Origin of the sequence: Streptomyces sp. NPDC002896, from assembly GCF_040295225.1 — a bacterium.
GTDB lineage: Bacteria > Actinomycetota > Actinomycetes > Streptomycetales > Streptomycetaceae > Streptomyces.
The window spans coordinates 281404-304735 of record NZ_JBEOVA010000007.1; the positions used below are offsets into that span (position 1 = coordinate 281404).

Here is a 23332-nt window from a genome sequence, read left to right on the forward strand (position 1 = left end):
TTGTCTGGGATGACGTCTGGGGGCAGCGCCCGGTTGCGGTGATCAGTAGGGTGCGGCACATGACACACGAGCGCGACATATGACACGGGGGCGCGGCGCATGACGCAGGAGCTGCGGAGGACGCTGGGCGTCTTCGACGCCGTGGTCATCGGGCTGGGGTCGATGGTCGGGGCCGGAATCTTCGCGGCTCTCGCGCCGGCGGCGGGCGCGGCCGGATCGGGGCTGATGCTGGGGCTCGGGCTCGCCGCCGTGGTCGCGTACTGCAACGCCATGTCGTCGGCGCGGCTGGCCGCGCTGTATCCGGCCTCCGGTGGGACGTATGTGTACGGCCGGGAGCGGCTGGGCGAGTTCTGGGGGTATCTGGCGGGCTGGTCGTTCGTCGTCGGCAAGTCCGCCTCGTGCGCGGCGATGGCGCTGACCGTCGGAGCGTACGTCTGGCCGGGGCAGGCGCACGCGGTCGCCGTCGCCGCCGTAGTGGCGCTGACCGCCGTGAACTACGGCGGTATGCAGAAGTCCGCGTGGCTGACGCGGGCGATCGTCGCCGTGGTGGTGGCGGTCCTGGCGGCGGTCGCCGTGGTCTGTCTGGGAGCCGGGGAGGCGGGCTTCGGGCGGCTGGACGTCGGTGCCGACGCCACGGCTGCCGGGGTGCTTCAGGCGGCCGGGCTGCTGTTCTTCGCCTTCGCCGGGTACGCGCGTATCGCGACGCTGGGCGAGGAGGTGCGCGATCCGGCGCGCACGATTCCGCGCGCGATCCCGCTGGCTCTCGGTATCGCGCTCTGCATATACGCCGCCGTGGCTGTGGCAGCTCTCTCGGTGCTGGGGTCCGGCGGCCTGGCTGATGCGTCCGCTCCGCTGGTCGACGCGGTACGGGCCGCGGGAGTGCCGGATATGGCGCCCGTGGTGCGGGTGGGCGCGGCGGTGGCGGCGCTCGGGTCGCTGCTCGCGCTGATCCTGGGCGTGTCGCGGACGACGCTCGCTATGGCGCGGGACCGGCATCTGCCGGGCGCTCTGGCCGCCGTGCATCCGCGGTTCCAGGTGCCGCACCGGGCGGAGCTGGCCGTGGGCGGGGTGGTCGCGCTGCTTGCCGCGACGGTCGACGTGCGGGGGGCCATCGGCTTCTCCTCCTTCGGAGTGCTCGTCTACTACGCCATTGCCAACGTCTCGGCCTACACGTTGAGTTCCCGGCGAGCACTCCCCGTAGTCGGCCTGGTGGGCTGCCTCCTGCTGGCCTTCTCCCTGCCGTTCACATCGGTGGCCGCGGGTATCGGGGTACTGGCGGTGGGAACGGTCGCGTACGCGGTGCGGCGCCGGCCGGTGCAGTGAGCGTGCCGGCCCGCGTACCGTCGTCGGCCTAGGCCAGGACCACCTCGACGCCCATCTCGGCCAGACGGCAAAGCAGTTCTTCGAACGTCGGCGGGCGGCCGTGGGCCTGCGGGGTCACCCCGAGGCAGGTGCGGGCGACGTGGGCGTCGTGCCACACGAGGGTGAAGGGCCGCCGGGTGCCGAAGCCGCTGCGCAGGCAGTCGACGAGGGCGTCGAGGTTCCGGCCGAAGTACCCGCCGGGGCCGTTCACCGCCTCGCCGAGCGCGCAGTAGAAGCCGGGCCTGTCGGTGATGTGGCGGCCGTCGAGGTGGTAGGTGGCGCCGGGTGCTGCGTCCGGCCTGCGGCTGTCGTGGCTCGTCAGGGCGGTGCCGAGCCAGAAGTCGCGGCTCGCGGTGTCGCAGTGCGCCCACAGGTTCGGCTCGGCGGGGACGCCGTCCCACCACAGATCCCAGACCGTGCGTGCTGCGCGCGGGGGCCGCTGCGACCAGGGTTCGAGGGTGAGGTCCACCAGTCCGCGTCCGTGCGCCGACGGGATCCACGCGGTGATCTCGCCCTCGACGGCGTACTGGAGCGTGCGCCCTGAGGCGTCGAGACGCAGGACTTGGGCGTGGCCGAGTTCCTCGTCGCCCGCATCGAGGGCGGCGCGTAGGACGCCTCGCGGTGAGCAGCCGAGCAGCCGCAGCGGGGGCTCTTGCTGCTCGGGATACGGCTCGCTGACGTGGGCCAGGTCCCGGCAGCGGCCGTACAGTTCGTCCCGGCCGCCGAGCAGCCGGTAGCCCGGGGACAGCGGGGGTCGTGCCGGGTAGTCGCGCCGGCTGTCGTCCTCGCGCGCCTCCACGGTGATGTCGCGCAGCGAAAGGTCTCGGGCGCAGATGCGGTCGCCGAGGATGCGTACGTCCTCCAGGCACAACTCGTCGACGCGGTTGCCCGCCTCGTCGATGATCTCGAGGACCAGGAGACCGAGCGGTGCGGAGCCCTCGGACCGTGCCTGGGCGAGGGCGGCGCCCAGCTGTCCTTCCGGCGCGCAGCTCAGCAGTTCGAAGTGCACGCGCTCAGGGGGCGGTGGATCGGCGAAGAGGTCCTCCGCTTCCGCGCACAGGGCCCAGATCTGGTCGTGTTCGGGCTTTTCGGCGTCGTACGCGGCCAGGGCGTACTTCGGCGACTGCACCCCCGCGCCGCCCGCTACCAGCTTGTCCGTGCGAACGGCTGGTCGGTGCGTACGATTTCGCGGCCCAGCGGCCACAACGAGACCGGTATCAGCTTGAAGTTGGCTATGCCCAAGGGGATGCCGATGATCGTGAGGCAGAGGGCGATGCCGGTGGTGATGTGGCCGAGCGCGAGCCACCAGCCCGCGAGGACCAGCCAGAGGACGTTGCCGACGCAGGAGGGAGCGCCCACATCCCTGCGCTCGACTGTCGTATAGCCGAAGGGCCACAGGGCGTAGATGCCTATGCGGAAGGCCGCGATGCCGAACGGGATGCCGATGATCGTGATGCAGAGGATCAGGCCCGCGAGCACGTACCCGAGGAACAGCCAGAAGCCGCTCAGCACAAGCCAGATGACGTTCAGGATGGTCTTCACCGGCGTCGACCTGCCATCTGTTCGAGCCGGGCGATGCGCTCCGCCATCGGTGGGTGCGTGGAGAACAGCTTCGACATTCCCTTGCCGGGACCGAACGGGTTGGCGATCATCATGTGGCTCGCCGTCTCGAGGCGGGGCTCGGGCGGCAGCGGCAACTGCTTGGTCCCGGCGTCGAGTTTGCGCAGCGCACTGGCGAGGGCGAGCGGGTCGCCGGTGAGCTGGGCACCGGAGGCGTCCGCCTCGAACTCCCTGGAGCGGCTGATCGCCAGCTGGATGATGCTCGCGGCGAGCGGCCCCAAGAGCATGATCAGCAGCATGCCGAGGATGCCCGGGCCCTCGTCGTTGTCCGAGCGGCCGATCGGGATCAGCCAGGCGAAGTTGACCAGGAACATGATCACGGAGGCGAGGGCGCCCGCGACCGAGGAGATCAGGATGTCGCGGTTGTAGACATGGCTGAGCTCGTGGCCGATAACGGCCCGGAGCTCACGCTCGTCGAGGATCCGGAGGATGCCCTCGGTGACGCAGACGGCGGCGTTGCGCGGGTTGCGTCCGGTGGCGAACGCGTTCGGCGCCTCGGTCGGCGAGATGTACAGCCGGGGCATCGGCTGGCGCGCCTGTGTGGAGAGTTCTCGGACCATGCGGTACAGCGCCGGTGCCTCGAACTCGCTCACCGGGCGCGCACGCATGGCGCGCAGCGCGAGCTTGTCGCTGTTCCAGTACGCGTACGCGTTCGTGCCGATGGCCACGAAGAGCGCGACGATCAGGCCCGTACGCCCGAAGAGGCTGCCGATGACGAGGATGAGTGCGGACAGTCCCCCGAGGAGTACGGCGGTCTTCAGCCCGTTGTGCCGGCGGTGCACGGTACGCCCTCCTGGTGGTGCGGCAGGGGAACCCTCTGCTTTGTTGACGCTCGGGGTGCTTCCACTCTCCAGTGGACGCTCCCGTACGGGTCAACGCCAGGCGGGAAGTACTAGTTCCCTTGTGAGTGCGGCGGCGTGCGCGGGCCGTCCGGGTGACGGACCACGCACGCGTGCCGGTGAAGTCCTACGCGGGTACGCAGATGATCAGAAGAGCCCGGTGTCCGCGAAGCGCAGGACGAGCTGAGGTGCCCCGGAGAGGGCGATGCCGAGGACGGCCGTCAGTGCGATCGCGGCCGTCAGCGGCGCCGGGACGCGGAGCCTCTCGGGCTCTCCCTCGGGGGCACGGAAGAGCAGCGCGGTCCACTGCAGGTAGTAGTAGAGCGCGATCACGACATTGACGGCCATGACCACCGCGAGCCAGCCCAGGCCTGCGTCGACCGCAGCCGAGAAGACCGTGACCTTGGCGAAGAGCCCGATGATGCCCGGCGGCAGTCCGGCGAGGCAGAGCAGGAAGAAGGCGAGCACCAGGGCCGACACCGGCCTGGCGGCGTAGAGGCCGCGGTAGTCGCTGATGCGGTTGAGCGGCTTGGTGCGGGCGACGAGAGCGGCCACGGCGAAGGCGCCGAGGTTCACGGCGGCGTACATCAGGGCGTACGCGACGGTCGAGCCGATGGCCTTCTCCGCGTCCTTGGAGTAGCCGGCGGCAGCGATCGGCACCAGCAGGTAGCCGGCCTGGCCGACGGACGACCAGGCGAGCAGCCGGACAGCGCTGTACGCGCGCGTGGCCTGCTGCCGCAGCGCGCCGGCATTGCCCACCGTCATGGTGAGCGCGGCGAGGACGGCGAGCGCGGGGCCCCACACGTCCGCGTACGAGGGGAAGGCGACGACGGTGACGAGGATCAAACCGGAGAAGCCGACCGCCTTGCCGACGACGGACAGATACGCGGCGACCGGCAGGGGCGCGCCGATGTAGGTGTCGGGCACCCAGAAGTGGAAGGGCACGGCGGCCGTCTTGAAGGCGAAGCCGACGAGGGTGAGGACGACACCGGTCTGGGCGAGCGTGTGGAGCTGCCCGTCGACGTTCTGGAGTGCAGAAGCGATCTCGGTCAGATACAGGCTGCCTGTCGAGGCATAGAGGAAGCTGACGCCCATGAGCGTCACGGCGGTCGCTGCGACGGACGACAGGAAGAACTTCAGCGCCGCTTCGGCGGACCGCTTGTCGCCCCTCTTGAGGCCGACCAGGGCGAAGGCGGGCAGCGAGGCGACCTCGAGGGCGACGACGAGGGTCGCGAGGTCGCGGGATGCGGGTAGCAGGGCGGCGCCCGCCGCGGAGGAGAGCAGCAGGAACCAGAACTCCCCTTCGGGGAGTTCCCTTCCCGAGTCCTTCGCGTCCTTCAGTGTGCTTGCCGACAGCAGGGCCGCGAGCAGGGCTCCGCCGAGGACGAGGAACTGGATGACGAGCGTGAACCGGTCGGCGGTGTAGCTGCACACGGACGCGTCGCCCCGCAGGCAGAAGGTGGAGCGGTGGCCGTCGAGCAGGGGCAGCAGCGACAGCGTGGCCGCGGCCAGTCCCGCGATGGACACCCAGCCGAGGAGGGCCTTCCTGTCGTCGCGTACGAACAGGTCGGCGACCAGCACGAGGAGTCCGACGACCGCGGCGATGGTGGGCGGCGCGATCGCGAGCCAGTCGACGGACTGGACCAGGGAGCTCATCGGGTGCCTCCTGCGAGGAGCTGCTGCACGGCCGGGTCGGTCAGGCCGAGGAGGACCGCGGGCCAGAGTCCGGCGAGGACGGTGAGGGCGACGAGGGGCGTCCAGGCGGCGAACTCGTAGCCCTGGACGTCGATGACCGCTCGCGACTCCTGCTCAGTGGATCCCATGCAGACGCGGCGTACGACGACCAGCATGTACGCGGCGGTGAGCAGCGTGCCGATGCCGGCGAACACCATGAAGGTCAGGAACGCGGGGCGGCTGAGGCCGTCGGCGGGCTGGAACGCGCCGAACAGGGCGAGCATCTCGCCCCAGAACCCGGCGAGGCCCGGCAGGCCGAGCGAGGCGACGGCGCCGAAGGCGAGCAGGCCGCCGAAGCGGGGTGCGCGGCCGTAAAGCGCTGCCCCGGTCTCCTGCGCAAGGCTGTCGAGGTCCGTCGTGCCGGTGCGGTCCTTGAGGGCGCCGACGAGGAAGAACAGCAGGCCGGTGATGAGGCCGTGGGCGATGTTGGCGAACAGCGCGCCGTTGACGCCGGTCGGGGTCATCGTGGCGATGCCGAGCAGCACGAAGCCCATGTGGCCCACGGAGGAGTACGCGATGAGGCGCTTGAGGTCGCCCTTCGCGCCCTGCTTGGCGAGGGCGAGGCAGGCGAGGGATCCGTAGATGATGCCGACGACCGCGAAGGCGGCGAGGTAGGGCGCGAAGGTGTGCATGCCGTCGGGCGTGATCGGCAGCAGGATGCGCACGAACCCGTACGTGCCCATCTTCAGCAGGACGCCGGCGAGCAGGACCGAGCCGACCGTGGGCGCGGCGGTGTGTGCGTCCGGCAGCCAGCTGTGCAGCGGCCACATCGGGGTCTTGACCGCGAGCCCGATGCCGATCGCCAGAACGGCGATGACCTGCACGGATGCGGTGAGCGACCGACCGTTGTCAGTGGCGAGTGCCAGCATGTCGAACGTGCCGGAATTGAGCCCGACGAGGAGGAGGCCCAGCAGCATCACGACGGAGCCGAGCAGCGTGAAGAGGATGAACTTCCAGGCGGCCGGGCCCCGTCCCTCACCGCCCCAGCGGGCGATGAGGAAGTACATCGGGATGAGCACCATCTCGAAGGCGAGGAAGAACAGCAGCAGGTCGAGGACGGCGAAGGTGGCGAGGGTGCCGGACTCGAGGACGAGGAGCAGGGCGACGAATGCCTTGGGGGACGGGCCCGCGGGCATCTTGAAGTAGCTGTACAGCGCGCAGAGAAAGGTCAGCAGCACTGTCATGACGAGGAGGGGGAGCGAGATGCCGTCGATGCCGAGGTGGATCCGCACGTCGAGTGCGGGGATCCAGCTGATGTCGGTCGTGGCCTGCATCTTCGACGGCTGGTCGTGGTCGAAGCCGAGCGCGAGGACGATCGCGGCGGCGAGAACCGCGCCGGTCACGGTCACGCCGTGGCGGAGCACGGCCTGCTCGGGCGACTTCCCCTTCAACCCGGGCGGGGCCGGGAGGAGAGCGGCGGCGGCGCCGATGAGCGGGCCGACGACGACGAACGCAAGAAGGAACTGCATCACGGATTCGCTGATATCGATCACGGCTGCTCACGCTCCCCTGGTGGCGACGAGGACGGCGACGGCCGCCAGGACGGCCGAGCCGGCGAGCAGGACGCTGAGGTAGGTCTGCACATTGCCGGTCTGGGCGCGGCGCACGGCCGTGCCGAGCCAGCGGGGGGCGGTGCCCGCACCGCGTACGTAGGTCTCGACGACCTCGCGGTCGAGGAAGCGGACCAGCTCTGCGGCGGCGCGCACAGGGCGTACGAACAGGGCCGTATAGACGGCGTCGAGGTGGAAGCCGACGGCCGCGTGGCGGTGCAGCGGGCCGAGCAGCAGACGGCCGGGGTCGGGGGCGTAGGCCACGTCTCCGTACGCGGGGGCATGGCTCGCGATGGCTTCCGCCTCGACCACGCCGGCGTCCGCCTCGGGGTGGGCCGCGACCGCGCCGAGGGGGACGCGGGCGGCCAGCGCGGTGGTGTGCCGCCAGGCGCCGTAGGTGACCAGTCCGCCGACCAGGGCCAGGCCCGTGCCGAGAACGGAGGTGGTGAGGGTCGGGGTGAGGGCGTGCCCGTCGAACCAGTCGGGCAGCAGTCCAACGGTGAGCCCGAAGGCGAGGGACGGCACGGCGAGCACCCACAGGACGGCGTTCATGACGACGGGCTGCTTGCCGTGGTCCGGGGCCTCGGCGCCGTGGCCCCGGAAGGCGAAGAGCCACAGCCGGGTGGCGTAGGCGGCGGTGAGCAGGGCCGTGACCAGTCCCGAGACGAGCACGATCCAGCCCGCCGAGTCCGGGATGGCCCCGGCCTCTCCGGCGGCTGCGTGCTCGGCGGCACCCAGCACGGCCTCCTTGGAGAAGAAGCCGGCGAAGGGCGGGATCGCGGCGAGCGCGAGGAGCGCCACGGTCATCGTCCAGTAGGCGTCGGGGACGCGGCTGCGCAGGTCCCGCATGCGGGACATGGCGGCCAGCGAGTTGGTGCCGGCGGCGTGGATGATCACGCCTGCGGCGAGGAACAGCAGCGCCTTGAAGGCGCCGTGCGAGATGAGGTGGAAGACGGCGGCACCGCGGTCGCCGACGGCCAGGGCGCCGGTCATGTAGCCGAGCTGTCCGATGGTCGAGTAGGCGAGGACGCGCTTGATGTCGTCCTGGGCGAGCGCGGCCAGCGCCGAGCCGGTCATCGTGACGGCGGCCATGACGGCGAGGACTACCAGGGCGGCCGCCGAGGCGGCGAAGACGGGGAGGAGCCGGGCGATGAAGTAGACACCGGCGGCGACCATCGTCGCGGCGTGGATCAGCGCGGAGACCGGCGTTGGGCCGGCCATCGCGTCGGGCAGCCAGGTGTGGAGCGGGAACTGCGCGGACTTGCCCGCGACGCCCGCCAGGAGCAGCAGGGCGATCAGCGTCGGGTGGTCGAGCCCGCCGCTCGCGACGGCGCCGAGGACGGTCGTGATGCGGAACGACCCGGCGTCGGCGGCGAGGGCGAACAGGCCGAAAAGGAAGGGGACGTCGCCGAGCTTGGTGACCAGGAAGGCCTTCAGGGATGCGGCCCGCGCCTCAGGCGTCTCCCAGTAGTGGCCGACGAGGAAGTACGAGCAGATGCCCATGATCTCCCAGCCGACCAGCAGCACGATCAGGTCGCCGGAGTAGACGACGAGCAGCATCGCGGAGGTGAAGAGGGAGATGAGCGCCGCGTACGAGGGGTAGCGCGGGTCGTCGCGCAGATAGCCCGTGGAGTAGATCTGCACGCAGGACGCGATCACGCCGACCAGTACGGCGACGAGGACCGCGAAGCCGTCCAGGTGCAGGGCGAGTTCGATGGGGATCGAGCCGGTGGAGGTGAGCTCGGTGGCCGCGTTGATCGCCTGGCCGCCGCCCTGGCGAACGGCGACCAGCACCGCGAGGACCGTCGACAGCAGGGTGGGCAGGACAGCCAGGGGGCGTACGAAGCCCGGGGCGGTGCGGCCGAGCAGGAGGCCGGCCGCGGCACCCAGGAAGGGAAGGAGGGGGACGAGTACGGCAAGGGTGGTGGTCACGCGGCGGCCTCTGTGTTCTCTGCCATGGCGGGGGCGGCCGGTTCGGTGCCGGCGTCCCCGGGGCCGGGGCGCGTCTCGGCGGTGTCGCGGAGCTTGTCGATGTCCGAAGTGCCGCGGGCACGGTAGACGGCCAGCACGATCGCGAGGCCGATGCCGATCTCGGCGGCGGCGATGGTGATGGTGAAGAGGGTGAGCGCCTGGCCGGAGTGCAGGGTGTCGCGGACGGCCTGGCTGAGCCAGACGTCGAAGGCGACGAGGTTGAGGTTGACGGCGTTGAGCATGAGCTCGACGGACATCAGGACCAGGATCGCGTTGCGGCGGGCCAGGACGCCGTACAGGCCGGTGCAGAAAAGGAGGACGGAGAGCACGGCGGGATAGGCGAGGTGCATCAGCGGACCCCTTCCTTGCCGGACGCCGCCTTGTCCTTGGACGGCGCCTTGTCCTTGGACGGCGCTTGGTCGTTGGACGGCGCCTTGTCCGGTGAGCCCTGCGGTCGTTCGCCTTCGGCCGCCGCCTTGCGGGAGAGGACGATGGCGCCGACGAGGGCGGCGAGGAGCAGGACCGAGAGCGCCTCGAAGGGCAGCACCCAGTTCTGGAAGAGGCTGGCGCCGGTCACGGCGGTCGACCCGCCGGACCCGGCGGCCGCGGCTGCCGCGCCGTCCAGGTCGATCCAGGTCGTACGGAAGGCGTCGACGACGACCCAGACCAGGGCGGCTGCCGCGGCGACGGCCACGGTCAGCGCCGCCCACCGGTTGCCGGAGTCGGCGTCCGGGGAGCGGCCGATGGGCGCCCTGGTGAGCATCAGCCCGAACAGGAGGAGGACCACGACGGAACCGACATAGATGAGGACCTGCACCCAGGCGATGAACTCGGCTGTCAGCAGGAGGTACTCGACGGCCAGACCGCCGAGCGCCACCACCAGCCACAGGGCGGCGTGCACCAGCTGCTTGGTGGTGACGGTTATGACCGCCGCGCCGAGCGTGGCGATGCCGACCAGCAGGAAGGCGATCTCGACGCCGGTCGGGGAGAGGAAGCCGTGGCTGCTCGCTGCGAGGGTCACGCGGGTCCCTCCTGCCTGGCGGTGCCGGGAGTGTCGGGAGTGTCAGGGGTTGCGGGCCCACCGGAAGCCGGGCCGGCGGCGGAAGCCTCGGGAGCGCGGGGAGTGCCGGACTCCTCCTGCGCGCCGGGCTCCTGCTGCGCAGCGGCCAGTTTCTCCGCGGCCTTGCGGGCCCCGGCCAGTTCCTTGGGCTCCTCCGCCCCGGGGTCGAGGGCGGGCGGGGCCGGGACCGTCCACATCCACTCGCGGAGCTTGTCGCGCTCGTGGGTGAGGTCGCGGATGTCGGTCTCGGCGTACTCGAACTCCGGGGACCAGAAGAGCGCGTCGAAAGGACACACCTCGATGCAGATACCGCAGTACATGCAGAGCGAGAAGTCGATGGCGAAGCGGTCGAGGACGTTGCGGCTGCGTTCACGCCCCCCGGGCGTGGCAGCCGGGACCGTCTCCTTGTGGGAGTCGATGTAGATGCACCAGTCCGGGCACTCGCGTGCGCACAGCATGCAGACGGTGCAGTTCTCCTCGAACAGGCCGATGACGCCGCGGGTGCGCGGCGGGAGTTCGGGCTGGACGTCCGGGTACTGCGCGGTGACGGACTTCCTCGTCATCGTGCGGAGGGTGACGGCCAGGCCCTTGGCGAGGCCGGAACCCGGAATGCGGGACCGCGTGGGCGGGAGGGACTCGGCCACGGTTACTGGATCACCACCTTGACGACGCCGGTGAGGGCGATCTGGGCGAGGGCGAGCGGGATGAGGCAGGTCCAGGAGAGCTTCTGGAGCTGGTCCTCGCGCAGCCGCGGGTAGGTCACGCGCAGCCAGATCACGATGAAGGCGAGCACGGCCGTCTTGAGGAGGGTCCACACCCAGCCGAGCCCCTCGGCGCCCCACGGGCCGTGCCAGCCGCCGAGGAACAGGACGGTGGTGAGGCCGCACAGGACGACGATGCCGGCGTATTCGGCGAGCAGGAACAGAGCGAAACGGAGGCCCGTGTACTCGGTGTAGGCACCGAAGATGATCTCCGAGTCGGCGACAGGCATGTCGAAGGGCGGGCGCTGGAGTTCGGCGAGCCCGGCGACGAAGAAGACGATGGCGCCCACGATCTGCCAGGGCAGCCACCACCACTCGAAGGCGTTGACGATGCCCGGGAGCGAGACGGTCCCGGCCGCCATCGCCACCGAGGCGGCGGTGAGCAGCATCGGCAGCTCGTAGGCGAGGAGCTGCGCGGCGGTGCGGAGGCCGCCGAGGAGGGAGAACTTGTTGGCGGAGGCCCACCCGGCCATGAGGGAGCCGAGCACGCCGACGCCCATGACGGCGAGTACGAAGAAGATGCCCGCGTCGACGATCTGGCCGACCGCACCCTCGCTCGGGCCGATCGGGATGGCGACCAGGACGAGGAGGTAAGGGAGGAGGGCGACAGCCGGGGCGAGCTGGAAGATACGGCGGTCGGCGCCGGCCGGTACGACGTCTTCCTTCTGCGCGAACTTCACGCCGTCGGCGACGAGCTGCGCCCAGCCGTGGAAGCCGCCCGCGTACATGGGGCCGAGGCGGCCTTGCATGTGCGCCATCACCTTGTGCTCGGTCTGACCGATGACGAGGGGCAGCGTGAGGAAGACGACGAAGACGACGAGGAGTCGCAGAGCGACGTCGAGCGCGTCGTTCACTGCTGGCCTCCTGAGCGGTTGTCGGTGGTGTCCGTCGTGCCGGTGGTTTCGGTGGGGTTGTCCGGGGACTCGGGCTCCGGGTTGGTGCCGTCCTGCGATCCGTCCGGCGATGCGGAGTTCTCGGCGGTACCGGGCGACCCGGTGGTCTTGGTGGGCTCGGGGCCCTCCGGCTCCGGGGGCTCGGGCTCCGATTCGGATGCTTCGGCCGCTTCAGCCGGCGCCTCGTCAGCCGGCTCAGCCGACGGCTCGGCCGATGGCTGAGCCTGCACAGTGGCTGCTGGCGCCGCCGAGGGTTCGGCCGCCGACGGCCGTGCGGCTACTGCCTCGGACGGCGACTCGGCCGACTTCTGCGCGGACTCGTCGTCCGGCTCGTCGAAGGCGGGACGTGCATGGTGCCAGGGCGCGTCGGCGCTACGGGCAGGGCGAGATGCGCCCCCGCGCGCCGGGGCACCCTCTGCCTGCGTGCCGTCAGCCTGCGCAGCCCCAGCATCCGTGACCGCACCGCCCGCAGCCCCAGCATCCGTGGCCGCAGCGTCCGCAGCCGCAGCCCGCTGGCTCGCAGAGCCGTCACTCGCGCTCCGCGCCCGGCGCGGCACCGCTGCCCCCGCCGGCCCAGCCCCAGGCTCAGCCCCGGCGACCGGGCCACCCTCGGCCCGCGCTCCCTCAGCCTGCGCGCCCTCGGCCCGCTGGCTCGTCGAACCCTCACTCGCGCTCCGCGCCCGGCGCGGCACCGCTGCCCCCGCCGGCCCAGCCTCAGGCTGAGCCCCGGCAACCGGGGTCCCTGCAGCCTGCGCGCCCTCGGCCTGCGCACCCTCAGCCTGCCCAGCCGCAGCCCGCTGGCTCGCCGACCCCTGGCTCGCACTGCGCGACCGGCGCGGGGTCACCGCCCCCGCCTGCCCAGCCGCGGCACCAGCTCCAGACTCCGCCGCGGCGCCCGGCGTGGCCGCCCCCGCAGCCGCCGCCCCCGCCTGGCTGGCCGAGCCCTCGCTCGCCGGGCGCGTACGCCGAACCGGGCGGTCGCCCGCGGCGCGCGCGGCACCCCGCGCGGGACGGGCCGGAGCCGCGGGAAGCTGGCCCTTCAGCGGCCCCCACTCGTTCGGGTCGGGGACACCGGGCGGCAGCATCTGGCGGCGCTTGGGGCCGCCGTGCTCGGACTCCCCCGGCTCCTTGGCGCCCGGCCAGGCCTTGGCGACCCTTGCCGCGAGTACGAAGTCCTTGCGCAGCGGATGGCCCTCGAAACCGTCCGGCAAGAGGAGAGGTGCCAGCCCCGGGTGGCCCTCGAAGGCCACGCCGAACATCTCGTGGGTCTCGCGCTCGTGCCATGCCGCGCCCGCGTAGACGCCGACGGCGGACGGCAGTACGGGTGCGTCGTGCGGAACGGTCGTACGGACGAGAAGGCGGCGTACCGGCGACAGCGCCACCACGTGCGCGGACACGCGGAAGCCCGTGCCGGGCTCGTCGACGGCGCTCAGCCAGTCGAAGTAGGTGCAGCCGAGCACGGAACGCGCCGTCTCCAGAGCCGCTGTCCAGGAGGACGGGGGCACGTCGACGGTCAGCACGTCGTACGACTCCTCGGCCGTCGCGTCCGCACCGAAGAGTTCCTCGACGGGGGCGGTGAGCCAACCGGTCACTCGGACGCCTCCCCCGCAGCAGACGGCTGGACAGGCGGCTTCACCAGGCCGCTCTGCAGCGCCGCGGCCGAAGGCCGCCCCGCACCGGCGCCCGCACCAGCACCAGCACCAGCACCAGCACCCGAGCCGTACCGCTCCCCCAGCGACTCCCGAGCGATCTTCTCCTGGAGTTTGAGGATGCCCTGGAGCAGCGCCTCCGGGCGCGGCGGGCACCCGGGCACGTACACGTCCACCGGGATGATCTGGTCGACGCCCTTCGTCACGGAGTACGAGTCCCAGTACGGGCCGCCGCAGTTGCTGCAGGCGCCGAAGGAGATGACGTACTTGGGCTCGGGCATCTGCTCGTAGAGCCGCTTCACGGCCGGGGCCATCTTGTCCGTCACCGTGCCGGACACGACCATCAGGTCCGCCTGGCGCGGGCCGGGCGCGAACGGGATCACGCCGAGCCGGATGAAGTCGTGCCTGGCCATCGACGCGGCGATGAACTCGATCGCGCAGCAGGCGAGCCCGAAGTTGAACACCCACAGGCTGTAGCGGCGGCCCCAGTTGAGGATCACCTTCATCGGCTCGGGGGCGAGCCGGGCCAGCGCCCCCAGCCGCTTCGGCTCGGGAAGCAGCACGGGTTCGGGCTGGATCACGTCCGCGTTCTGGGCCAAGTCCATATCGGGCCGGGTCACGTCCATGTGAGGACGCCCTTCTTGTATGCGTACAGCAGGCCTACGGCGAGGAAGCCGAGGAAGATGAACATCTCCACCAGCGTCGTCGCTCCGTATCCGGGTGCGGCGAACACCGTGGCCCACGGGAACAGGAAGATCGAGTCCACGGCGAAGATCACGTAGAGGAAGGCGTAGACGTAGTAGCGGACCTGGGTGTGCGCCCAGCCCTCGCCGACCGGGTCGACGCCGCATTCGTACGTCAGCAGCTTCTCGGGCGTGGGGACGACGGGTCGCAGCAGCCGTCCCGCGCCGAAGGCGACGGCGACGAAGAGCACGCCGATGACGGCGAGCAGCCCGACGACGGAGTACGACTGGAAGTAGTCGGCTGCGATGTCGGCCACGGCGACGTGAACCCCCGCGACGTCGCCCGCAGCGACGTGGCCTGCCGCGAGAACGGTCGGTTCCGGCACGTCCGCCCCTCGTTCTCTCATTGCGCCCGTGACGGGCGTTTCGTTGCGCCCCGTGATGGGCCGTGTTCGACGATCTGTACGCACGGGAGTCTAGGGCCTGCTAAAGAAACGGTAAGCGGCCCGTCATGCGTGCAGTCGGCGGGTCCCCCGCGGCGGCCCGCACGAGGTGGGGTTATCCCCAGTTAACCGCGGCGGCGGACCTCATGGCGCAACGGCGCGCAACCGGGCACGCTGGCGGCCATGACCGCAGGAACCAGCACCAGCTCCAGCGCAGGCACCGCCGCCAACCGAACCGGCACCGCCGCCGCAGTTGCCGCCGCAGGCGCCCCGGATGACGGCGCCGAGCGCAGCGAGGAGCGGCTGCCGCCCGCCCGCTTCGCCTTCGACCGGCAGACCTGGAAGGAGATCGCGCACCTCCTCGCGAACCTGCCGGTTGCGCTGCTGGGCTTCACCTACGTGATGACGGTGCCTTTCACCGGCGCCTGGCTGACCGTGACGGTGATCGGGTTTCCGCTGCTCGCGGCCGGGCTGATGGGCGCACGGCAGCTCGGCAAGCTGGAGCGGGCGCGGGCCAGGCTGCTCCTCGGAGTGCGGGTCGACGAGCCGAGTCCCCTGCCGTTGCGCGGAGGCGGCGGCTTCTTCGCGCAGCTGTGGCTGGCCCTGAAGGACCCGGTCGGCTGGCGCACCGTGCTCTACGAGTTCATACGGCTGCCGTGGGGCGTGCTCACCTTCACGGTCACGTTCACCTCGCTGTTCGTCCTGTGGCCGGTCCTGCCGTACATCGCGCGCGGGCTCACCAACGCCGACCGGGCCATGGTGCGCGGGCTGCTGTCGCCCTCCGACGAGCTGGAGCGCCGCATCGCCGAGCTGGAGTCGGATCGGGGGGTCGTCGTCGACACGGCCGCAGCAGACCTGCGCCGTATCGAACGCGATCTGCACGACGGCGCGCAGGCCCGCCTGGTGAACCTCGCCATGGGCCTCGGCCTGGCCAAGGAGAAGCTCCTGGAGGACCCCGACGCGGCGGCGGCCATGGTCGAGGAGGCGCACGGCGAGGTGAAGCTGGCCCTGCAGGAGCTGCGCGACCTGGCGCGCGGCATCCACCCGGCCGTCCTCACCGACCGCGGCCTGGACGCGGCCCTCTCCTCGGTGGCGTCGCGCTGCACCGTGCCGGTGCAGGTGACAGCGGACCTGGACGCGCGCCCGGCGGCCGCCATCGAGGGCATCGCGTACTTCACGGTCTCCGAGCTGCTGCAGAACGTCAGCAAGCACAGCGGTGCGCGCTCCGCGTCCGTGGACGTGTGGCGCGCGGACCAGCGGCTGCTGGTCCAGGTACGGGACGACGGGCGCGGCGGTGCGCGCCTGGACGGCGGTACGGGGATGGCAGGGCTCGCCGAGCGGCTCGGCGCGGTCGACGGACTGTTCGTGATCGACTCCCCCGCGGGCGGGCCGACGACGATCACGGCGGAACTGCCGTGGCGGGACCGGACGGACGACCCCGGACCCAAGAAGCCGTAGCGCCCGCCCGGACCCAAGAAGGCATACCGCCCGCCCAGGCCAAGAAGCCGTACGGCCCGCCCGGGGTAGGGAAAACCCCCGCCCCAAGACGCCGACGGCCTGCATGGTCCGCAGGTTCCGCCGCCAGCACTGTTGAAGTACGACGACAGCCATTTGAGCAGCGATTCGGCGGAACACCGAGCAGAACGGACGGGCGACAGCGATGGCCACGGAGTACGAACAGGGGTACGGGCGGCTCGGCCGGCCCGGGTTCGGCGGGGCGGGCGACGGGGAACCGGAGCGGCGGCACCTTCTGCCGGCGGGGCTGCGCGCACCGTTCGAGGGGCGCACCTGGCGCGAGTTCGGCTATCTGATGCTGAGCCTGCCGGTCAGCATCCTTATGTTCACCTTCGCCGTCACGATGTTGTCCCTCGGCGCGGGCCTCCTGATCACCTTCCTCGGCATCCCGGTGCTCGCCGCGGCGCTCGCCGGCTGCCGCGGACTCGGCGCGCTGGAGCGGGCCCGGGCCAGGGCGCTGCTGCGCCTGGACGTGGCGGACCCGAAGCCGGTCCGCCGCCCGGAACGCCGCGGCGCGCTGTCATGGGTGACCGCGCTCCTGAGGAGCGGCACCTCCTGGCGGCATCTCGTCTACGCGATCGTGCACTTCCCGTGGGCGGTGTTCGCCTTCTCGGTGGCGATCTCCTTCTGGGCGTACGGCTGGGCGATGCTGACGTACCCGCTGTGGCAGTGGGTCTTCCCGATGTACGTGGGCGTCGGCGGCCTCCAGCTCTACGGCGACGGCACGCACAGCGTCTATCTGGACAACCCGTTCGAGATCACCGTGACCGCGCTGGTCGGGCTGCTGATCACGCTGGCGACGCCGTGGATCCTGCGGGCCCTGACCACCGTGGACCGGCTGCTGGTGTCGGGTCTGCTGGGGCCGTCGCGGCTGGCCACGCGGGTGGTGGAGCTGGAGTCGGACCGCGGTGTCGTCGTCGACACGGCCGCAGCAGACCTGCGCCGTATCGAACGCGATCTGCACGACGGCGCGCAGGCCCGCCTGGTGGCGCTGGCCATGGACCTGGGGCTCGCCAAGGAGAAGCTGGCTCAGGACCCGGAGGCCGCGGCGCGCATGGTGGACGAGGCGCACGGCGAGGTGAAGACGGCGCTGCAGGAGCTGCGCGACCTGGCACGCGGCATCCACCCGGCCGTCCTCACCGACCGCGGCCTGGACGCGGCCCTGTCCGCGGTGGCGTCCCGCTGCACGGTCCCGGTCCAGGTCGACGTGGACCTGCCGTCCCGCCCGGCCCCCGCGATCGAGGGCATCGCCTACTTCACGGTCTCCGAGCTGCTGCAGAACATCAGCAAGCACGCGCAGGCGACCCGGGCCACCGTCGACGTGTGGCGGGTCGAGGACCGGCTGCTGCTGCAGGTCACGGACGACGGCACGGGCGGCGCGACGGCACCCGGCAGCGGTTCCGCCGCGGGCGCGAGGGGCTCCGGCCTCGCGGGCCTCGCCGAGCGGATGGACGCCGTCGACGGCATCCTCCTCGTCGACTCCCCGCCCGGAGGCCCGACCCGCGTCACGGCCGAGCTGCCCTGGCGCGGCTGAGACTCCCTCCCGCTCGCCCGAAGGGCAGACCGCACCGGAGTCACACCCCCGATTCCCGTGCCTCAGGCCCTCTCCGTCCCGAATGCTGGGATGCTGGTCTCTGCCGTACGAACCCACGGGGCCGTACGGCAGAGACGTACCAGCAGAGCCGGGCGGGGACCGAGCCGGGCGAGCCGAGAGAGGCTATGGGGGGCCGGAGAATCGTGGAGGACAGGGTGCGGGTGGTCATCGCCGAGGATTCAGTGCTGCTCAGGGAGGGCCTGACCCGGTTGCTGACCGACCGCGGGCACGAGGTCGTCGCGGGCGTGGGCGACGCGGACGCGCTGATCAAGACCATCACCGAGCTCGCCGGCGAGGGCTCGCTGCCCGACGTGGTGGTCGCCGACGTGCGGATGCCGCCGACGCACACGGACGAGGGCGTACGGGCCGCGGTGCAGCTGCGGGCGCTCCATCCCGATCTCGGCGTGCTGGTGCTGTCGCAGTACGTGGAGGAGCGGTACGCGACGGAACTGCTCGCGGGCTCCAGCCGCGGCGTCGGGTACCTGCTGAAGGACCGGGTGGCCGAAGTACGCGAGTTCGTGGACGCCGTGGTGCGTGTGGCCGGGGGCGGAACGGCGCTCGACCCGGAGGTCGTGGCGCAGCTGCTGGGCCGCAGCCGCAAGCAGGATGTGCTCGCGGGCCTCACACCCCGCGAGCGGGAGGTCCTCGGTCTGATGGCCGAGGGCCGGACGAACTCGGCGATCGCCAGACAGCTCGTGGTGAGCGACGGCGCGGTCGAGAAGCACGTAAGCAACATCTTCCTGAAGCTCGGCCTGTCCCAGAGTGACGGGGATCACCGGCGTGTTCTGGCGGTCCTGACCTATCTGAACTCGTAGCCGACTGACACGCTGTCAGACATCAGTCACTACCTGCGACGAGTTACGGACGAGGCGAAGGCGAGCCACATCAGGCGTGAGCCCTAGAACCAAGGGATGAGCGGCCGGCGTCTTCTACAGGAAGGGTCAGGGGCGTGCAGAATATGTCAAACCGGGACAGTAGATCATCTCAAAAGTGCGTCCACCATGCGAACGGTCCAGGGAAGGACACCCTTACCGACGTAGGGTGGGCTATGGGGAGGTCGGTGGGCCGGCCACCTCGTACGAGCCGCCTCGAGGGAGGTCCAGTTCAGTGACCAGCCAGGTCAGTAGCCCAGCCGAGCAGACCGACGGCACCGTGGTCGGCGAGCAGCGCATGCCGCTGTCCGAGGCGGGGGCGACGGGCGACAAGGAAGTACGCCGTCTCGACCGTGTGATCATCCGCTTCGCGGGCGACTCCGGCGACGGTATGCAGCTCACGGGCGACCGCTTCACCTCGGAGACGGCATCCTTCGGCAACGACCTGTCGACGCTGCCGAACTTCCCCGCCGAGATCCGCGCCCCTGCAGGCACCCTGCCGGGTGTGTCGTCGTTCCAGCTGCACTTCGCCGACCACGACATCCTCACGCCGGGCGACGCGCCCAACGTGCTGGTCGCGATGAACCCCGCAGCACTGAAGGCGAACATCGGGGACGTGCCGCGCGGCGCGGAGATCATCGTCAACACGGACGAGTTCACCAAGCGTGCGATGCAGAAGGTCGGCTACGAGACGTCCCCGCTGGAGGACGGCTCGCTGGACGGCTACAGCGTGCACCCGGTGCCGCTGACCACGCTGACGGTGGAGGCGCTGAAGGAGTTCGACCTTTCGCGCAAGGACGCCGGCCGTAGCAAGAACATGTTCGCGCTGGGCCTGCTGAGCTGGATGTACCACCGCCCGACCGAGGGCACCGAGAAGTTCCTGCGGTCCAAGTTCGCCAAGAAGCCGGACATCGCCGAGGCGAACATCGCCGCGTTCCGCGCGGGCTGGAACTTCGGCGAGACGACCGAGGACTTCGCGGTCTCCTACGAGGTCGGCCCGGCCACGAAGGCCTTCCCCGCCGGCACGTACCGCAACATCTCCGGGAACCTGGCGCTGTCCTACGGACTGGTCGCCGCGTCTCGCCAGGCGGACCTGCCGCTGTACCTGGGCTCGTACCCGATCACCCCGGCGTCGGACATCCTGCACGAGCTGAGCAAGCACAAGAACTTCGGCGTGCGCACGTTTCAGGCCGAGGACGAGATCGCGGGCATCGGCGCGGCGCTGGGCGCGGCCTTCGGCGGCTCGCTTGCGGTGACGACGACGTCCGGTCCGGGTGTGGCGCTGAAGTCGGAGACGATCGGTCTCGCGGTCTCTCTCGAGCTGCCGCTGCTGGTCATCGACATTCAGCGCGGCGGCCCGTCCACCGGTCTGCCGACCAAGACCGAGCAGGCGGACCTGCTGCAGGCGATGTACGGGCGCAACGGCGAGGCGCCGGTCCCGGTGATCGCCCCGCAGACCCCGGCCGACTGCTTCGATGCCGCGCTCGAGGCGGCCCGGATCGCGCTGACCTACCGCACGCCGGTGATGCTGCTCTCCGACGGCTACCTGGCCAACGGCTCCGAGCCCTGGCGCATCCCGGAGCTCGACGAGCTGCCCGATCTGCAGGTGCAGTTCGCGCAGGGCCCGAACCACACGCTGGACGACGGCACCGAGGTCTTCTGGCCGTACAAGCGCGACCCGCAGACGCTGGCCCGTCCGTGGGCGGTGCCGGGCACGCCGGGTCTGGAGCACCGCATCGGCGGCATCGAGAAGCAGGACGGCACGGGCAACATCTCCTACGACCCGGCCAACCACGACTTCATGGTCCGCACCCGCCAGGCCAAGATCGACGGCATCGAGGTGCCCGACATCGAGGTCGACGACCCGACCGGGGACGCGAAGCTGCTCGTCCTGGGCTGGGGTTCGACGTACGGGCCGATCACCGCTGCCGTGCGCCGGCTGCGCAAGGCCGGCGAGAGCGTCGCCCAGGCCCATCTGCGCCACCTCAACCCGTTCCCGGGGAATCTGGGCGACGTCCTGAAGCGTTACGACAAGGTGGTGATTCCCGAGATGAACCTCGGTCAGCTCGCCACCCTGATCCGGGCGAAGTACCTGGTCGACGCCCACTCGCACAACCAGGTCAACGGAATGCCGTTCAAGGCGGAGCAGCTCGCCACGGCTCTCAAGGAGGCCATCGATGCCTGAGACCACCACCGAAGGGACCATCGAAGCGCTTTCGCTGGTCCCCAAGGCCGAGGCCAAGCAGTCCATGAAGGACTTCAAGTCCGATCAGGAAGTGCGCTGGTGCCCCGGTTGCGGTGACTACGCGATCCTCGCCGCCGTGCAGGGCTTTATGCCCGAGCTCGGCCTGGCGAAGGAGAACATCGTCTTCGTCTCGGGCATCGGCTGTTCCTCCCGCTTCCCGTACTACATGAACACGTACGGGATGCACTCCATCCACGGCCGCGCCCCGGCCATCGCGACCGGCCTTGCCTCCTCCCGCCGCGACCTGTCGGTGTGGGTCGTCACGGGTGACGGTGACGCGCTGTCGATCGGCGGCAACCACCTGATCCACGCGCTGCGCCGCAACGTCAACCTCAAGATCCTGCTGTTCAACAACCGGATCTACGGCCTGACCAAGGGCCAGTACTCGCCCACCTCCGAGGTCGGCAAGATCACCAAGTCGACGCCGATGGGCTCGCTGGACGCGCCCTTCAACCCGGTCTCGCTGGCGATCGGCGCGGAGGCGTCGTTCGTGGCGCGCACGGTCGACTCCGACCGCCAGCACCTCACGAGCGTGCTGCGCGAGGCGGCCGCCCACCCGGGCACGGCGCTGGTGGAGATCTACCAGAACTGCAACATCTTCAACGACGGCGCCTTCGACGCCCTCAAGGACAAGCAGCAGGCCGAGGAAGCCGTGATCCGCCTGGAGCACGGGCAGCCGATCCGCTTCGGCCACGAGCGCTCGAAGGGTGTCGTACGCGACGCGGCCACCGGCGATCTGAAGGTCGTCGCGGTCACGCCCGAGAACGAGTCGCAGATCCTCGTCCACGACGCGCACTCCGCCTCGCCGACGACGGCGTTCGCCCTGTCCCGCCTCGCCGACCCGGACACCCTGCACAACACCCCGATCGGCGTCTTCCGGTCCGTGGACCGGCCGGTCTACGACACGCAGATGGCCGACCAGCTGGACACCGCCATCGAGCAGAACGGCAAGGGCGACCTGAGCGCGCTGTTCGCCGGGGGCGACACCTGGACGGTGGTCGGCTGACCGCCGGCACCCAGTCCACACAAGGCATGAGGCCCGGACCCGAAGCCCTGACGCTTCAGGTCCGGGCCTCGCCGTGTTCGTACGACAGACTTCAGGCCCGCGCCTCGTCGTACGTCTGGCGGGCCTTCAGCACCTCGCCCATGCGCTGCTCGGTCCAGCTCGCCAGGGCCCGGACCTGTTCGGCGGCCTCCCTGCCGAGCGGGGTGAGCGAGTAGTCGACGCGCGGCGGGATCACCGGCTTGGCGTCCCGGTGCACCAGGCCGTCGCGCTCCAGCGTCTGCAGCGTCTGGGCCAGCATCTTCTCGCTGACGCGGCCGATCTCGCGGCGCAGCTCACTGAAGCGGTACGAGCGCTCCTGCAGCGCGATGAGGATGAGCACGCCCCAGCGGCTGGTGACGTGCTCGAGGACCAACCGGTACGGACACATGGCGGCGTCCTCGTCGATCTTGACGCCCTTGATGCTTACGGCCATGCCAGTACCTTACTTCAAAGTGGGTACTTTCCAATCCACAGCGCCCCTCTTAGGGTTAGCCGCAGAGCCACTCAAGAGGAGAGATCAGCCATGAGCATCGTCGTCACCGGAGCCACCGGCCACCTCGGCCGTTTCGTCATCGAGGGACTGCTGGAGAAGGTCCCGGCCGACCAGATCACCGCCGTCGTCCGCAGCGAGGAGAAGGCCGCCGGCTTCGCGGCCCGCGGTGTGAAGATCGCGGTCGCCGACTACAACACCCCCGAGACCTTCGACGGCCTGTTCTCCGCCGGTGACAAGGCGCTGCTCATCTCCGGCAACGAGTTCGACAAGGGCCGTGTCGGCCAGCACAAGGTCGTCCTCGACGCCGCCAAGGCGGCCGGTGTCGCGCTCTTCGCGTACACCAGCGCCCCCGGAACCCTGACGGCCGCGCTGGCCGACGACCACAAGGGCACCGAGGCCGCGATCGTCGAGTCCGGTGTGCCGTACGTGCTGCTGCGCAACGGCTGGTACAACGAGAACTACACCGAGCAGCTCGCCCCCGTCCTCGAGCACGGCGCCGTCGTCCAGGCCGCCGGTGAGGGCAAGGTGGCCTCCGCCGCCCGTGCGGACTACGCGGCCGCCGCCGTCGCCGTGCTGACCGGCGAGGGCCACGAGAACAAGACGTACGAGCTGAGCGGCGACACCGCGTGGAGCTTCGCCGAGTACGCCGCGGAGGTCGCCAAGCAGTCGGGCAAGGAGATCGTCTACAACCCCGTCTCCGTCGAGGTCTTCACCGGCATCCTGACCGGCGCCGGGCTGCCCGAGCCGCTCGCCGCGATCCTGGCGGGCGTGGACGCGTCCATCGAGCAGGGCCAGCTGGCCGTCACCAGCGGCGACCTGTCCCGCCTGACCGGCCGCCCGACCACGCCGATCGCGGAGTCGATCGCCGCCGCGCTCAAGGCCTGAGCGCCCCTGAGCCTCTCTCACGGCCACCCCGGGCCCCGCCTGTCATGACCGTATGGCAATACGTACATGACAGGCGGGGTCGTCCGGCGCTACCTTCGTGGAGTCGCCGTGCCCGGAG

Annotated in this window: 21 protein-coding genes; 7 read left to right on the forward strand and 14 right to left on the reverse strand. The window is 70.9% G+C overall.

Annotated elements, in window-relative coordinates; translation table 11 throughout:
• The first annotated feature begins 99 nt into the window (after positions 1–99).
• Positions 100–1323: an APC family permease gene (locus ABT009_RS15135; protein ID WP_351293549.1), complete on the forward strand. Its 1224-nt coding sequence runs from the start codon at positions 100–102 to the stop codon at positions 1321–1323.
• Between the two features lie 28 nt (positions 1324–1351).
• On the opposite strand, the gene ABT009_RS15140 is transcribed toward ABT009_RS15135, so the two are convergent.
• From ABT009_RS15140 to ABT009_RS15200, 13 genes are all read right to left on the reverse strand, one after another.
• Positions 1352–2491: a barstar family protein gene (locus tag ABT009_RS15140; RefSeq protein ID WP_351293552.1), complete on the reverse strand. Its 1140-nt coding sequence runs from the start codon at positions 2489–2491 to the stop codon at positions 1352–1354.
• 14 nt (positions 2492–2505) lie between these two features.
• The gene (locus ABT009_RS15145; protein WP_351293555.1) at positions 2506–2904 is read right to left on the reverse strand and encodes a YccF domain-containing protein; all 399 of its coding nucleotides are present in this window, start codon (positions 2902–2904) and stop codon (positions 2506–2508) included.
• Positions 2901–3764 (reverse strand): zinc metalloprotease HtpX, encoded by an 864-nt coding sequence (gene htpX / locus ABT009_RS15150; RefSeq protein ID WP_351293558.1) that lies wholly within the window; start codon positions 3762–3764, stop codon positions 2901–2903. Before htpX ends, ABT009_RS15145 begins: the two co-directional genes overlap by 4 nt.
• A 204-nt stretch (positions 3765–3968) precedes the next feature.
• On the reverse strand, positions 3969–5477 hold the full coding sequence (locus ABT009_RS15155) for an NADH-quinone oxidoreductase subunit N (protein WP_351293561.1): 1509 nt from the start codon (positions 5475–5477) through the stop codon (positions 3969–3971).
• Positions 5474–7048 carry a complex I subunit 4 family protein gene (locus ABT009_RS15160; protein WP_351293564.1) on the reverse strand — a complete coding sequence of 525 codons (1575 nt, stop codon included), beginning with the start codon at positions 7046–7048 and terminating at the stop codon, positions 5474–5476. The genes ABT009_RS15155 and ABT009_RS15160 overlap by 4 nt, the downstream gene beginning before the upstream one ends.
• Positions 7049–7054: 6 nt before the next feature.
• The gene (locus tag ABT009_RS15165) at positions 7055–9037 is read right to left on the reverse strand and encodes an NADH-quinone oxidoreductase subunit 5 family protein (RefSeq protein ID WP_351293566.1); all 1983 of its coding nucleotides are present in this window, start codon (positions 9035–9037) and stop codon (positions 7055–7057) included.
• The gene (nuoK, locus tag ABT009_RS15170; protein WP_351293569.1) at positions 9034–9426 is read right to left on the reverse strand and encodes an NADH-quinone oxidoreductase subunit NuoK; all 393 of its coding nucleotides are present in this window, start codon (positions 9424–9426) and stop codon (positions 9034–9036) included. Before nuoK ends, ABT009_RS15165 begins: the two co-directional genes overlap by 4 nt.
• Entirely contained in the window at positions 9426–10097 is a 672-nt protein-coding gene (locus tag ABT009_RS15175) for an NADH-quinone oxidoreductase subunit J family protein (RefSeq protein ID WP_351293571.1), read from the reverse strand. The genes nuoK and ABT009_RS15175 overlap by 1 nt, the downstream gene beginning before the upstream one ends.
• Positions 10094–10780: a 4Fe-4S binding protein gene (locus ABT009_RS15180; protein ID WP_351293574.1), complete on the reverse strand. Its 687-nt coding sequence runs from the start codon at positions 10778–10780 to the stop codon at positions 10094–10096. The genes ABT009_RS15175 and ABT009_RS15180 overlap by 4 nt, the downstream gene beginning before the upstream one ends.
• A gap of 2 nt (positions 10781–10782) precedes the next feature.
• Positions 10783–11751: a complex I subunit 1/NuoH family protein gene (locus tag ABT009_RS15185; RefSeq protein WP_351293577.1), complete on the reverse strand. Its 969-nt coding sequence runs from the start codon at positions 11749–11751 to the stop codon at positions 10783–10785.
• Positions 11748–13382, reverse strand: coding sequence for an NADH-quinone oxidoreductase subunit C (locus tag ABT009_RS15190; RefSeq protein ID WP_351293580.1), 1635 nt, complete (start codon positions 13380–13382; stop codon positions 11748–11750). The genes ABT009_RS15185 and ABT009_RS15190 overlap by 4 nt, the downstream gene beginning before the upstream one ends.
• Positions 13379–14065 (reverse strand): NADH-quinone oxidoreductase subunit B, encoded by a 687-nt coding sequence (locus ABT009_RS15195; RefSeq protein WP_351293582.1) that lies wholly within the window; start codon positions 14063–14065, stop codon positions 13379–13381. Before ABT009_RS15195 ends, ABT009_RS15190 begins: the two co-directional genes overlap by 4 nt.
• On the reverse strand, positions 14056–14508 hold the full coding sequence (locus ABT009_RS15200) for an NADH-quinone oxidoreductase subunit A (protein ID WP_502989876.1): 453 nt from the start codon (positions 14506–14508) through the stop codon (positions 14056–14058). Before ABT009_RS15200 ends, ABT009_RS15195 begins: the two co-directional genes overlap by 10 nt.
• 240 nt (positions 14509–14748) lie before the next feature.
• Between ABT009_RS15200 and ABT009_RS15205 the strand changes: the two genes are divergently transcribed.
• The 5 genes from ABT009_RS15205 to ABT009_RS15225 all read left to right on the forward strand — a co-directional run bounded on the left by ABT009_RS15205 (position 14749) and on the right by ABT009_RS15225 (position 21797).
• On the forward strand, positions 14749–16023 hold the full coding sequence (locus ABT009_RS15205; protein WP_351293588.1) for a sensor histidine kinase: 1275 nt from the start codon (positions 14749–14751) through the stop codon (positions 16021–16023).
• Positions 16024–16225: 202 nt separating this feature from the next.
• Complete coding sequence (locus tag ABT009_RS15210) at positions 16226–17614, forward strand: sensor histidine kinase (RefSeq protein WP_351293591.1); 1389 nt, start codon at positions 16226–16228, stop codon at positions 17612–17614.
• Positions 17615–17829: 215 nt separating this feature from the next.
• Positions 17830–18489 carry a LuxR C-terminal-related transcriptional regulator gene (locus ABT009_RS15215; protein ID WP_502989882.1) on the forward strand — a complete coding sequence of 220 codons (660 nt, stop codon included), beginning with the start codon at positions 17830–17832 and terminating at the stop codon, positions 18487–18489.
• A gap of 292 nt (positions 18490–18781) precedes the next feature.
• On the forward strand, positions 18782–20731 hold the full coding sequence (locus ABT009_RS15220; RefSeq protein WP_351293597.1) for a 2-oxoacid:acceptor oxidoreductase subunit alpha: 1950 nt from the start codon (positions 18782–18784) through the stop codon (positions 20729–20731).
• A complete protein-coding gene (locus ABT009_RS15225) occupies positions 20724–21797 on the forward strand; it encodes a 2-oxoacid:ferredoxin oxidoreductase subunit beta (RefSeq protein ID WP_351293599.1) in 1074 nt (357 codons plus the stop codon). The genes ABT009_RS15220 and ABT009_RS15225 overlap by 8 nt, the downstream gene beginning before the upstream one ends.
• A gap of 91 nt (positions 21798–21888) precedes the next feature.
• Here the strand turns inward: ABT009_RS15225 and ABT009_RS15230 are convergent, their stop codons facing one another.
• Positions 21889–22269 carry a winged helix-turn-helix transcriptional regulator gene (locus tag ABT009_RS15230; RefSeq protein ID WP_351293602.1) on the reverse strand — a complete coding sequence of 127 codons (381 nt, stop codon included), beginning with the start codon at positions 22267–22269 and terminating at the stop codon, positions 21889–21891.
• Between the two features lie 90 nt (positions 22270–22359).
• Here ABT009_RS15230 and ABT009_RS15235 point away from each other — a divergent pair, with 90 nt between their 5' ends.
• A complete protein-coding gene (locus ABT009_RS15235) occupies positions 22360–23214 on the forward strand; it encodes an SDR family oxidoreductase (RefSeq protein ID WP_351293604.1) in 855 nt (284 codons plus the stop codon).
• The last annotated feature ends 118 nt before the right edge of the window (positions 23215–23332 follow it).

Coding starts and splice junctions, on each gene's coding strand:
- ABT009_RS15135 (WP_351293549.1), top strand. CDS start 100: ATGACGCAGGAGCTGCGGAGGACGCTGGGCGTCTTCGACGCCGTGGTC.
- ABT009_RS15155 (WP_351293561.1), bottom strand. CDS start 5,477: ATGAGCTCCCTGGTCCAGTCCGTCGACTGGCTCGCGATCGCGCCGCCC.
- nuoK (WP_351293569.1), bottom strand. CDS start 9,426: ATGCACCTCGCCTATCCCGCCGTGCTCTCCGTCCTCCTTTTCTGCACC.
- ABT009_RS15195 (WP_351293582.1), bottom strand. CDS start 14,065: ATGGACGTGACCCGGCCCGATATGGACTTGGCCCAGAACGCGGACGTG.
- ABT009_RS15205 (WP_351293588.1), top strand. CDS start 14,749: ATGACCGCAGGAACCAGCACCAGCTCCAGCGCAGGCACCGCCGCCAAC.
- ABT009_RS15210 (WP_351293591.1), top strand. CDS start 16,226: ATGGCCACGGAGTACGAACAGGGGTACGGGCGGCTCGGCCGGCCCGGG.
- ABT009_RS15225 (WP_351293599.1), top strand. CDS start 20,724: ATGCCTGAGACCACCACCGAAGGGACCATCGAAGCGCTTTCGCTGGTC.
- ABT009_RS15230 (WP_351293602.1), bottom strand. CDS start 22,269: ATGGCCGTAAGCATCAAGGGCGTCAAGATCGACGAGGACGCCGCCATG.
- ABT009_RS15235 (WP_351293604.1), top strand. CDS start 22,360: ATGAGCATCGTCGTCACCGGAGCCACCGGCCACCTCGGCCGTTTCGTC.